The organism is Corynebacterium pacaense, from assembly GCF_900169525.1.
GTDB lineage: Bacteria > Actinomycetota > Actinomycetes > Mycobacteriales > Mycobacteriaceae > Corynebacterium > Corynebacterium pacaense.
Window position 1 is genome coordinate 958866 of record NZ_LT821240.1, and the last position, 12159, is coordinate 971024.

General features: G+C 65.2%; 12 protein-coding genes. 2 read left to right on the forward strand and 10 right to left on the reverse strand.

What is annotated here, in order from left to right:
• Nucleotides 1–67: 67 nt before the first annotated feature.
• From lpqB to B7E02_RS11525, 6 genes are all read right to left on the reverse strand, one after another.
• Nucleotides 68–1759 carry an MtrAB system accessory lipoprotein LpqB gene (gene lpqB, locus B7E02_RS11500; RefSeq protein WP_245802262.1) on the reverse strand — a complete coding sequence of 564 codons (1692 nt, stop codon included), beginning with the start codon at nt 1757–1759 and terminating at the stop codon, nt 68–70.
• Nucleotides 1756–3318, reverse strand: a complete 1563-nt coding sequence (mtrB, locus tag B7E02_RS11505; protein ID WP_179129752.1) for an MtrAB system histidine kinase MtrB — start codon at nt 3316–3318, stop codon at nt 1756–1758. The genes lpqB and mtrB overlap by 4 nt, the downstream gene beginning before the upstream one ends.
• A gap of 18 nt (nt 3319–3336) precedes the next feature.
• Nucleotides 3337–4017, reverse strand: a complete 681-nt coding sequence (mtrA, locus tag B7E02_RS11510; protein ID WP_080796201.1) for an MtrAB system response regulator MtrA — start codon at nt 4015–4017, stop codon at nt 3337–3339.
• 28 nt (nt 4018–4045) lie between these two features.
• A complete protein-coding gene (locus B7E02_RS11515; RefSeq protein WP_080796203.1) occupies nt 4046–4657 on the reverse strand; it encodes a dTMP kinase in 612 nt (203 codons plus the stop codon).
• Nucleotides 4657–6093, reverse strand: coding sequence for an adenosylhomocysteinase (ahcY, locus tag B7E02_RS11520; protein ID WP_080796205.1), 1437 nt, complete (start codon nt 6091–6093; stop codon nt 4657–4659). Before ahcY ends, B7E02_RS11515 begins: the two co-directional genes overlap by 1 nt.
• 84 nt (nt 6094–6177) lie before the next feature.
• On the reverse strand, nt 6178–6531 hold the full coding sequence (locus B7E02_RS11525; RefSeq protein WP_080796207.1) for a hypothetical protein: 354 nt from the start codon (nt 6529–6531) through the stop codon (nt 6178–6180).
• Between the two features lie 302 nt (nt 6532–6833).
• Here B7E02_RS11525 and B7E02_RS14110 point away from each other — a divergent pair, with 302 nt between their 5' ends.
• Entirely contained in the window at nt 6834–7520 is a 687-nt protein-coding gene (locus tag B7E02_RS14110; protein ID WP_143336741.1) for a hypothetical protein, read from the forward strand.
• Here B7E02_RS14110 and manA read toward each other — a convergent pair.
• The 4 genes from manA to B7E02_RS11550 all read right to left on the reverse strand — a co-directional run bounded on the left by manA (nt 7506) and on the right by B7E02_RS11550 (nt 11572).
• A complete protein-coding gene (gene manA, locus B7E02_RS11535; protein WP_080796211.1) occupies nt 7506–8687 on the reverse strand; it encodes a mannose-6-phosphate isomerase, class I in 1182 nt (393 codons plus the stop codon). The two genes, B7E02_RS14110 and manA, sit on opposite strands and share 15 nt — an antisense overlap.
• Before the next feature lies 1 nt (nt 8688).
• Nucleotides 8689–9681 carry a MurR/RpiR family transcriptional regulator gene (locus B7E02_RS11540; RefSeq protein ID WP_080796213.1) on the reverse strand — a complete coding sequence of 331 codons (993 nt, stop codon included), beginning with the start codon at nt 9679–9681 and terminating at the stop codon, nt 8689–8691.
• 53 nt (nt 9682–9734) lie between these two features.
• On the reverse strand, nt 9735–11111 hold the full coding sequence (locus tag B7E02_RS11545) for a phosphomannomutase/phosphoglucomutase (RefSeq protein ID WP_080796215.1): 1377 nt from the start codon (nt 11109–11111) through the stop codon (nt 9735–9737).
• A gap of 71 nt (nt 11112–11182) precedes the next feature.
• Nucleotides 11183–11572 (reverse strand): DUF3499 domain-containing protein, encoded by a 390-nt coding sequence (locus B7E02_RS11550; protein WP_143336742.1) that lies wholly within the window; start codon nt 11570–11572, stop codon nt 11183–11185.
• A gap of 106 nt (nt 11573–11678) precedes the next feature.
• On the opposite strand from B7E02_RS11550, the gene B7E02_RS11555 reads away from it, so the two are divergent.
• Nucleotides 11679–12134, forward strand: coding sequence for a metallopeptidase family protein (locus B7E02_RS11555; protein ID WP_080796219.1), 456 nt, complete (start codon nt 11679–11681; stop codon nt 12132–12134).
• Nucleotides 12135–12159: the final 25 nt, after the last annotated feature.

Here is a 12159-nt window from a genome sequence, read left to right on the forward strand (position 1 = left end):
CAGCCCTCGCACAGCGGGACCCCCGGCGCCCGGCAACCACCACACTCGCGGGGCAGCAGCAGTTCCATCAATACGCCACGATCGGCGCGGCCCTGGTGCCGAGAAGCCCCGGCACCTCGCGCCAGATGGTGTTGTCGGAGGTGGGCAGCTGGAGCAGCGCGTGGGCATCGGTGGCGTACATCGTCGTCGAGGAGGAGGCCACCGCCACCACCGGCGCGGAGAGATTCCCGCTCGGCAGCGCCGTCGTCGCGGAGCCGTCCAGCTCCACCCGCCACACCGGCTGCTCGGGTTTGGAGGTACCGACGAGCAGGGACCCGTCCGGGCGCCAGGCGACACTGAGCGCGGACTCCGCAAGCGTCGGAGCCAGCTCGGTGACATTGGTCACCCTCCGCTCCCCCGGCCCCGGTCTGCTGACAACGCCGATGAAAACCCTGCCATCGATGATCATCGCCGCCCTGACCCCGGTGTGGGACAGCTGGAACTCGGAGATGTTGCCCGTCATACCCTCCGGCAGCGCGATCTCGACCTCATTGCGCACCAGCTCCCCGGTGGTGGTCGAGCGCGCCACCCGCACCAGGGTCTGGCCGTCAAGCACCGCCCACAGCGCACCGGCCTGATACTCGAAGGTGGGCCTGGTGATGGACTCCGCAGTCAGAACATCGGTACCGGTGCCCTCCAGCTGCCCCACCATCAGGGTCGCCGGGGCACCGCGGCGAACCGCCGCGACAACATTGGCGGAGGTGGAGATCGCCGCGGATTCGATGTTTCCGCCCGTGAGCCACCCGTTCAGCGAGGACACCGAGCCCGAGGACAGCCTGGAGATCGAACCGTTCTGCAGGGCGAAGAGTGTGGACACCGAGGTGCTCAGCGCCTGGGGATTGTAATCGGCGACATCATCGAGTGTCAGGGAGGGGAAATCGGCCACCAGGGGCTGCCCGTCGGCCTCGATCACATAGGGTCCGGTGACATCCGCATTCGCCAGCGTCCACACAACCTGGGCGGCGAAGCGCAGCTTCTGATCGTCGCCGAGGTTGCTCAGCCCGGTGAAGCGGTAGACACCGTCATCGGCGCCGACGAAGGTCGCACCCACCTCCAGTTGATTGACCACACCGGGGCTGATCCGGGAGGAGGGGCCACCGGCGAGCAGCGCCATGAGGACGGAATCAACGGCAGGCACCCCGTTGTAGATCCAGCGGCGGTCACCGACGAGCACCTGTCCGGTGGGGTCGAAGAAGTAGAGATTGTAAGGGGAATAGTGGTTGCGCAGCTCATTGCGCTCCATCACCACGCCCTGCGGGAGCTCATCGATGCGCCATTCACCACCGACCCGGCGCATCTCGATCTGGGCGACGTACTCGGTGTTTCCCGGGGTGTACACCCCGCCGCTGCCCAGCGTGCCCACCTGGGTACCCCGGATGGCGATGGTCCTGGTGTCCGAGGTCGACCCGGAGACGGTGTTGAGGTCGATGCGGTCGAGTATCCGGATCTCCGTCGAGGGATCCCAGGTGCTGCTGGCCTCATCCGTGAGATAGGCCCGCGCCGACTGGTACTGCTGGGTGGGACGAGCTCCCGCGGTGAAAAATCCGCGCAGCAAAATATCCGGGTCCTGCCCGGGTTCGGGACCGGCCACCGATTCGATGGGCTGGGAGGCCTCGAATGACCTGAGCACCTGGGGATCCGTGTCCCTGGGCAGAGTCGAGCATCCCGCCGCGAGCACCGCAACTGAAAGGACAGAGATCAGGGTCTTTGATCGCCTCACTTCTCCTCCACCCATTCCTTCTCCGGTGCCTCCAGCGGCAGCGGGGACCTCCGGTAGGAGGCCTTCGGGGTACGCGGAATAACCAGGCGGAACACGGAGCCGATCCCGGGCGTGCCAGCGGCCTCGAGGGTTCCACCGTGCAGGATCGCATCCTCGCGCGAGATCGCAAGGCCCAGGCCGGTTCCACCGGAGTGCCGCACGCGGGAGGGATCGGCGCGCCAGAAACGGTTGAACACCAGCTCCTCCTGCCCCGGCTTCAGGCCCACGCCGTGATCGGTGACGGTAATCGCGATGGCCTCGGCATCGGCTCCGAGCCGGATCTCCACGGGATGCCCCTTGGCGTGATCGATCGCATTCGCCACCAGGTTACGCACCACGCGTTCGATGCGCCGGGGATCGCCGGTGATCATCACCGGCTCCTCCGGCATCTCCACGTCGAGCCTGACGCCGAGCTCCCCGGCCAGGTGGGAGACCTGGGCGAGCGCGGCATCGACGCTGCCGCGCACATCATGCCGCGTGGTGGCCAGATCCGCCATTCCGGCATCGTGGCGCGAGATCTCCAGGAGGTCGCTGAGCAGCGACTCGAAGCGGTCAAGCTCGCGGGTCATCAGCTCGCTGGCGCGCCTGGCGGCCGGCGACAGCTCCTCCTCATTGTCGGCGATGAGATCCGCGGCCATGCGCACCGTGGTCAGCGGGGTACGCAGCTCATGGGAGACATCGGAGGTGAACTGCCGCTGCAGGTTGCCGTACTCCTCGAGCTGGTTGATCTGGGCCGACAGCGATTCCGCCATGGCGTTGAAGCTCATCGCCAGCCGCGCCATCTCATCCTCGCCGTCGACCACCATGCGTTCGCGGAGTTTTCCCTGCGCGAAGCGCTCCGCGATCCGGCTCGCGGAGCGGACCGGGGCGGTGACCTGCTGGGTGGCCAGCCAGGCGATGCCGACCAGCAGCACGACCACGATCAGCAGCGCGGCGGAGAGCAGTCCGCGCATGAGCGCCAGGGAGGCCTCGTCGTTTTCCATCGAGAGCACCAGGTAGACCTGCAGATTGGGAATATCGGACTCGGTCGGGGTGCCGATGATCAGGGCGTTGAAACTATCACCCCCGCCCTGGTCGATGGTGGCGAACTGATAGGACACCTGGTCCTGGGAGACGAAATAGCGCAGCCGCTCCGGGATCCGGTATCCCTCCGGCGAGGTGATCAGCTCGTCATTGTTGGCCAGAACCACCGGGTCATAGGAGGCCGTGACCTCGCCTCCCCCGCCGGTGCCCAGGCTGGCCAGTGCGGCCCGCGCCGAGTTCACGCGCTGTTGGACCGAGGTGGAGGCCCCCGACGAGGCCACCTGCTCCTCGACGATCGCACGCGCGCGGTCGATCTCGGAGTTGGCGATATCGATCTTCTGATCCACCAGCTGCTGCGTGAACACGGTGAGCATCCCGAGCCCGAGGATGAGCATCACCACGGCGGAGGCAGTGAAGATCGACCCCAGGACGCGGACCTGGAGGGAGGTCCTCCACTTATCCACGAAACGGTGCCGGAGTCTTCTCAGCCAGGTCAGGATTGTCACACCGCTCTCTTAATCGTTGAGGCCGGTTTTGTACCCGACTCCCCTGACGGTGAGGACGATCTGCGGATTCTCGGGATCCTTCTCGATCTTCGCGCGCAGGCGCTGAACATGGACGTTGACCAGCCTGGTGTCCGAGGCGTGCCGGTAGCCCCAGACCTTGCCGAGCAGCTCCTCGCGGGTGAACACCTGATGCGGCTTCCGCGCCAGCTCGAGGAGGAGATCGAACTCCAGCGGAGTCAGCGAGATCTCCTCATTGCCACGCTTGACGGTGTGGCCCGGCACGTCGATGCTCAGGTCACCGACCTCGATGGTTTCCGCGGGCTCGTCGTCGGTGCGGCGCAGGCGCGCGCGGATCCGGGCGACCAGCTCCTTGGCCTTGAAGGGCTTGTTCACATAGTCATCGGCTCCGGATTCCAGGCCGAGCACCACATCGACGGTGTCGGTCTTGGCGGTGAGCATGATGATGGGAACCGTGGAATCCTGGCGGATGGCGCGACAGATATCGATCCCGTTCATGCCGGGGAGCATCAGATCGAGCAGGATCAGATCGGGTTGCTCGCGGGTGGCGGTGGGTACCGCCAGCGCTCCGTCGGTGACCGCGACGGTGTCGAAGCCCTCTGCGCTGAGCACGATGGTGAGCATCTCCGAGATCGCCGGATCATCGTCCACAACGAGGATTTTCTGCGGCATGTGAATCCTTCCTGCTCTCAAAATGGGGTCAGCTAATAGTACCCAGGAATTCGATGATTCCTGTAGCCACCTCACCCGGTGAGTCCTCCGGGGAGGCGACCAGCCAGGGCGAGATCCAGCCGGTCGCGGCGAGGCGCCGGTACTGGGCCGCGGTGCGTTGCTGCAGCCCGCCGTCCGATTCATAGATGTCCCGGGATCTCGAGGGATCCACCGCTTCTCGACGCCTCGCCCGTTCCCCCGCAAGTTCCGCGGGGGTGTCCAGGAGCACCTGCAGCCGCGGACGCGGCAGCCCGAGTCGACCGAACTCGAGGTCGGCGACCCAGTCCGCCGCGGCGTCGTCACGCAGACGCGCGGCGGTGTAGGCCGCGTTGGAGGCCACGTACCGGTCCAGCAGCAGCAGGCCCGGGGCGTTGAGGTCCTCGAGCGCCCCGTGGCGGTCGAGCGCGAAAAGCGTCGCCATCGCGTAGGCGCTGTCGGTGAGGTCTCCCATCCGACCGTGCAGCGCGCTGTCAGCCAGCTGGGCGGGAAGTGAGGTGGCGTAGCGCGGAAATGCCAGCACCCGGGCGTCGATCCGCTCCCGCAGGGCGGTGACCAGGGTGTTCTTTCCCGCGCCGTCGATCCCCTCAATACTGACGATCATCAGTAGCGGTAGTGCTCCGGCTTGTAGGGGCCGGCGACGTCCACCCCGATGTACTCCGCCTGCTCCTTGCTCAGTTCGGTCAGTTGACCTCCGAGTGCCTCGACGTGGATACGGGCCACCTTCTCATCGAGCACCTTCGGCAGTCGGTAGACCTCATTGGCATAGGAGCCGTCATTGTTGAAGAGCTCGATCTGCGCGATGGTCTGGTCGGCGAAGGAGTTCGACATCACGAAGCTGGGGTGGCCGGTGGCGTTGCCCAGGTTGAGCAGGCGTCCCTCGGAGAGCACGATGATGGACCGCCCGTTGGGGAGGGTGAACTCGTCCACCTGGGGCTTGATGGTGGTCCTGATGACATCATCGCGGTGCAGCAGCGAATGCATGTCGATCTCGTTGTCGAAGTGGCCGATGTTGCCCAGAAGCGCGTGATCCTTCATCTTCAGCATCTGCTCGAAAGAGACGATGTCCCTGTTACCGGTCGCGGTGATCACGATATCGGCGTCACTGATCGCCTCATCGACGGTGACCACCGAGAAACCGTCCATGAGCGCCTGGAGCGCGTTGATCGGATCGGCCTCCGTGACCTTCACCCGCGCGCCCTGGCCGTCGAAGGCCTCCGCACATCCCTTGCCCACATCGCCGTAACCGCAGATCAGGACATTCTTTCCGCCCATGAGCATATCCGTTGCGCGGTTGATTCCATCGATGAGGGAGTGGCGGGTTCCGTACTTGTTGTCGAATTTGGACTTGGTCACCGCATCATTGACGTTCATTGCCGGGAAGGGCAGCAGGCCCTCCTCGGCGAAGTGGTAGAGGCGGTGCACGCCGGTGGTGGTCTCCTCGGTCACGCCCCGGACGGACTCGGAGATCGCGGTCCACTTGCCCGGCTCCTCGGCCAGGACCTCGCGCAGCATGCCGAGGAAGGCGATGTGCTCGTCGGAGTCATTGTCCTCGTTCGGCGGCACCAGGCCGGCCTCCTCATACTGGCGGCCACGGATGACCGCCATGGTGGCGTCACCGCCATCATCGAGGATCATGTTGGGCAGTTCGTCTCCCCAGCTGAAGATCTGATTCACGCACCACCAGTACTCATCGAGGGTCTCACCCTTCCACGCGAACACCGGGACGCCGCTGGGATCCTCCGGGGTTCCCGTTCCCACGACCACCGCCGCCGCGGCCTCATCCTGGGTGGAGAAGATGTTGCAGGAGGCCCAACGGACCTCGGCGCCGAGTGCTGTGAGGGTCTCGATCAGCACGGCGGTCTGGACCGTCATGTGGATAGACCCCGCGATCCGGGCACCCTTCAGGGGCTGCTCCTCCGCGTATTCCCTGCGGAGCTGCATGAGCCCGGGCATTTCATACTCGGCGAGTCGGATCTGGTGGCGACCCGCCTCCGCCAGTGACAGATCGGCGACCTTGAAGTCCGTGACCTTGACCATACTGTGGCTTGCTCCTTTGTGAAGATGGTTGATTCCAACGGATCCAACTGTACCCGCGGGGTCCGGCGGCAACGATCCGAGATTCTAGGTCAGTGCCTCGAGGTAGGCCTCGAGGTCGTACTCCACCTCCGCCTCCTCCAGAACCCGCGCCGCCGCGACGTTCAGTGAATCGGAGCCCTCACCGATCAGTTCCCTGATGAAGGGGTAGTTCTCCAGAACCTGACCCGCGGAGTAGGGCGCACCGGCCAGGATCGCGGCGATGGTGGCCGCGGCCTGTCCGTTGTGATGCTCATCCTCGGTCGGATTCGCCTGATTGACCACCAGGAGGCAGGCGTCCTCGAGTGCCTCAAGGATCTCCTCATTGTCCAGCTCGGCGAGTTCATCGAGGAAGTCCACATTTACTTCCTCATTGAGAACCGCATCGTCCCATGCACCCATCTTTGTCCCTTTCTCGGATCACTAAATCTCATCTGCTTCGAGTTCTACAACGTTTCCACAGTTCCCGCTGGACTTCGGGGCTTTGAAAGTGGTGTTTCCCACGATCCCGCTCTTCCGGGACGCTGAACTTCACCGGCGATTAATGAAAGCACACCTATTAAACGGCCGGGAAGCATGATAACGTTCGTTATTGAGTTGTTACCTTCACTGTGTTGTGCGCCTCAGCGGGCCACCCCGGACACGGTGAACAGGAGCAAGCCGCATGCACAATCACCACAAGATGGGAAAGGGAGGCGTCCAGGATGAAATCCGAAACTCGTCGAGTTCTCGTATTCATTGCCGTTGGCTGCCTCGCCGCAGCCGCGCTGGGACTGATCGTCTGGCAATCCTCCAGCCCGAGTCGTTCCACCTCAGATACTGCCATGACGGTGACCACCTCCACCACCCGCACCCAGGCGCGGTACAGCTCCGAGGAGATCCCCACCTCCACCGCGGAGAATTCTGAGGCCCCGGTTCAGCCTCTGGCCCCGGTGGATACCGCGGACCCCTATCTTCCGCCCAATGCCTACATCCCGACGAACACCAGGACCTGGACGCCGGAGACTCCCGGCTGGGCGGCACCGACCTCCACCTCCACCTCCACCTCCGAATCGCCGTCGGCGTCGCCCACCGACACCGAGCCCACCCCGCCCGGGAGCAATCCATCCTCGCCCGGCAGTGAGCCACAGCCTTCGAAGACCCCCGGGGCGACCACCTCCGAGGATGATTCGGGGGTGCCCACACCCGCGGGACCCCCGGAAACCACTGAGCCGGAGGAGCCGGATACGCAAACCCCGTCCCCCCCGGGTACCGAGACCAGCCCCACGGATTTCATCACCGAGACCTCCGCACCACTGAGCCCGAATTCTCCGCAGGCCACGGCACCCACGGAGCCGACGGAAGCGCCGGAGGCGACGGGGTTGCCGATGGGCAACTCAGACCCTCGCTAAGAAAACCTCCGCGCCGGTCCCGCTGACGTGGACCGCACCATCGCAGGCCGGCACCCAGGCCGCATCGCCCGGTCCGAGTTCCAGGGTCGTCGCACCGCAACGAAGCTCCACGCGGCCCGCGGTGCACAGCATGATCATCGGCCCGTCATGGTCGACCGTGTGCGCCTGCTCGACGGTCATCCGGTCCAGGATGAATTCCGAGATCGGCACGGGGTAGTGCCGGATGGGACCCTCATCACGGGTGCGTACCGGGCCGTCAGCGAGGGATTCAAAGCGCAGCACCCGCACCAGCTCCGGAACGTCGACGTACTTCGAGGTCAGTCCACCGCGCAGAACATTGTCGGAGTTGGCCATGATCTCCACGCCCATGCCGTGGATGTAGGCGTGGAGCTGCCCCGCATCCAGGTAGATCCCCTCGCCGGGGCTGAGGTGGTAGAAGTTGAGAAGCAGGGCACCGAGCACCCCGGCATCACCGGGGTAGCGCTCATCGAGGGCGATGATCTGGCTGAGGATGAATCTGATCTCCTCATCCGCGCCGGAGTCGACGTAGCGCCTGGATTGCGCGATCAGTTCCCGGATCAGCAGATGACGCGCAGCCACCGGAATGGTGATCCAGGTGGTGAACAATGCCCGCAGGCTCTCGGACTCGTTGTCCACATCGATCATGCTGCGGTAGCGATCCAGCGCCGTGCAGTCGAGTGCGTCGAAGATCTCCAGGGTCCGCGGCAGCGGCCGGAAACCGGCCATGGCGATGAAATCGGTCAATGCGACGATGAGCTCGGGCTTGTGGTTGGCATCGCGGTAGTTGCGGTTGGGTGCCTGCAGGTTGATCCCCGCGGCATTCTCCCTGGCGAATCCCTCACGTGCCTGCTCCAGCGAGGGGTGCGCCTGGAGGGACAGCGGCTCGTCCGCCGCGAGGATCTTCATCAGGAAGGGCAGCTCCCCACCGAACTCCTCGGACACACGCGGTCCCAGTGAGACCCCGGGATTATCGGCGATCAGTCGGTTGAGCGCGATGCCGTTGATGGTCGAGGGTGCACCCGGGTGGGCACCGAACCAGATCTCCGCCTCGGGCCGTGTGGAGGGGGAATGCAGCCCGCGCAGTTCGGGAATCATGGTTCGGGATCCCCACGGATACGCGCGAAGCGCTCCTTCCAACAACTCCATACTAAAAATCCCCTTCATCCTTCGAGGTGAAAACTGTCGCAGAGTGTCCCCGGACGATGAGCCTCAACGTGGCCGCGAGGGACCCACGGCCGAGCATCTCACAGTGCTGGGCCAGTGCATCGGGGATTCCGGGCTCTTCCTCAGCCCAGACAACAGCCTTAAATGGTAGCAGTCCGGAGTTCTCATCCAGGAATGGATCATGGAAAAGCTCATTGGCGGGCCCCCGCAGTGTGGGAAGTGCCGCGAGAAGCTCCGGGAAATCCAGATACCCGGAGATCATCCCGGCCCGTGTCCACAGCGAGGCCACCAGTGCCGCGATCGCGCGCCCCACGGGGGTGCGGCCGGTGTGCACGATCCGGTGGTCCCGTGCCGCCAGGTTCAGCGCGCGCCCGTCATTGACCAGCTCATCGCGCTCCGGCGACAGGGCCTCGATCTCCTCGTCCACGGAGTCCGCCACGTGCTGGAGACGTTCGGAGACGATGCGCGGATCCTCCTCGAAAAGATCCACAACAGTGCTTATCGACGCCACGGCGCGTGCGGGTGAGGACCCACTCACGGTGGGCAGTGTGGGCACGACCACCGTATCGGTGGGGGCCTCGTCGATAAGCGGCCCGTCGGGCGGGCCCACCAGCACCGTGGTGGCCCCGCGCTGCGTTGCGGTGATCAGTGCCCGCAGCGCCTCCTCGTCCCCACCGTCGTCGGTGAGCACAATCAGCACGTCGAGCGCGCCGAGGTAACCGGGCATCGTCTCCGCGAGCACCAGCGGCTGGCGCATCGGTTCGCGCAGCGCGCCGACCACGCGGACACAGTTGCGGTAGACCTGGCTGCCGCTGATCACCACCACGCTGCGCGGCGCGAGCCCCTCCACCTGGCGCAGGGCCCCGGAGTCCACCAGCCCCGCGAGCAGTCGCACCTGTGCGCCCTCATGTGCCAGATCATAGAACTTCACGGTCTCCGGATCGTAGGCGGAGCCGTCGTAAAAGGAATCCTCCACTGGCTATTCAATATCCTTTCGCTGTTCCCCCAAGGATAAGGAATTTGCGGTGGTTATACCCTGATTATGCCGAGAATCTCGGTGACCAGTGCATCAACCTCGGCCTGCGAGGTGCCCTCGACGTTGAGGCGGAGCAGCGGCTCGGTGTTGGAGGCGCGCACATTGAACCATGCCGGGGTGCCCTTGAGTTCCACGGTCACCCCGTCGAGGTGATCCACGGATTCGGCGCGGTCGGCGAAGGCATCGAGCACCGCCTGGGTGCGCTCGGCCTGCTCCTGCGCACTGGCCAGCCTGGTGTTCAGCTCACCCGATGCCACATAACGGTTGTACCTGGCCATCATCTCCGAAAGCGGCCTGTCCTGCGAGCCGAGGGCCGCCAGGACGTGCAGGGCGGCAAGGATACCGGAATCCGCGTTGAAGAACTCGGAGAAGTAATAGTGCGCGGAGTGCTCACCGCCGAAGACCGCTCCGGTCTCCGCCATCTTCGCCTTGATGAAGGAGTGCCCCACCCGGGTGCGCACCGCGGTTCCCCCGTTCTCCGCGATGATCTCCGGCACGGCCTTGGAGGTGATGAGGTTGTGGATGATCGTCGATCCGGGCTGCTTCTTCAGGTAGGTCTCCGCAATGATCGCGCAGATCGCGGAGGGGCTGACCGCGTCGCCCTTCTCATCCACGACGAAGCAGCGGTCCGCGTCGCCGTCGAAGGCCAGTCCGATGTCGGATCCGGTCTCCACCACGTATCTGCGCAGATCCTCCAGGTTCGAGGGCTCCAGCGGATTGGCCTCATGGTTGGGGAAGGAACCGTCGAGCTCGAAGTAGAGCGGGTGGATCTCCAGCGGCAGGCCCCTGAACACGGCGGGCACCGTGAGTCCGGCCATGCCGTTGGCGGCGTCGACGGCGACCTTGAGGGGACGGATGCCGGAGATATCGACCAGCTTCTTCAGGTAGTCGGCGTAGGCACCGAGCAGATCCTTCTCGGTGATGGTGCCGGGGGTTCCGGTGTAGGCGGGGACGCCCTCGACCAGCTCATCGATCACGGTGGCCAGCCCGGTCTCCTGGCCCACGGGCCGGGCGCCCCTGCGGCACATCTTGATCCCGTTGTAGGCGGCCGGGTTGTGCGAGGCGGTGAACATTGCCCCCGCGCAGTCGAGGCTGCCGGATGCGAAGTAGAGCTCGTCGGTGGAGGTCAGACCGAGCAGCACCACATCCAGGCCCTGGGAGACGACTCCCTCGGCGAAGGCCCTGGAGAGTTCGGGCGAGCTGATCCGCATATCGTGACCGACCGCTACGGTCGTCTCACCCTCCTCGCGCATGAGGCGGGCGAAGGCGGCGCCGGTCTCGCGGATGAAGTCGGCGTCGATGTCCCTGCCCACGACTCCCCGGACATCATAGGCCTTGATCACAGCAGTTACGGATTCACGGGTGCGCATAGTTCCTCATCGTTTAAGGCGGTGGAATTTACCCCATGGATATTACGCCACGACCCACATCCAGGCCGGGATCAGCCCTCGTCCGGCACCACGTGGAGGTGGCCCCTGCGGCGCGCCTTCTCCTCCGAGACCCGCACCGATCGGTTGACGGGATGGTTGCCGCCGACCTCCTCCTCCGGGGAAATCAGCCCACTGGCGTTCCTTCCTGCCTCGCGGACCGCCTGGGCGAGGGCGGTGAGGTCCTCATCGTTGACAGGGAGGATGTCATTGACCCGCAGCATCTCCCATCCCAGGGGCGCGGTGATGCGTTCGGCGTGCCGCTCGCAGAGATCCCAGCTGTGGGGTTCGGCGGCAGGAGCCAGCGGTCCGACGACCGCGGTGGACTCCGCGTAGGCGTAGGTGAGGGTGGCCACGGCGGGCTTGCCACAACCGGGGCGGGAACATCTACGGAACTGACTCACGAGGCCAAAGTTTAGACCCTCGGTTGAGGTTTGGATAGTCGCGGGTGCGCCCCCGGTCGGCGAGCCATTCCCTTTATGCAGTTCAGGAGTGCATACAATGACGGACATGCATTCAAGGACTTTCCGCGACAGGCACGGGCGCGGCCTGCGTGGAACTCTCCTACCCACCGATGTTCCGCGCCATGCCACGCGCAGGAAGGCCTTCGACCGTGCGGTCCTGGAGGCCTACGGACCGATATACGGGATGTACCGCAGGGAGCTGGGCAACCTCGACATCGCCGTGGACACGGTCCCGCGTATGCGGCTGGGTGCCGAGCAGTCCGTCCTGCCCGATGAGATCACCGCCGACGGCCCGGTCCCGCTGGGACGGGTGATTCCCCCCGCCGTCGATTCCAGGGGAAATCCGACGAGGGCGCGGATCGTGATCTTCCGGATGCCGATAGCCCAGCGGGCCAGCAGTCCGGCTGAGCGCCACGAGCTTCTCACCCAGGTCATCACCTCCCTGGTGGCCAACTACCTCAACATCGACCCCAGGGACATCGATCCGGGCTTCCAGTTGTAGACGGCGGAAACCGGGCCCCGACAGC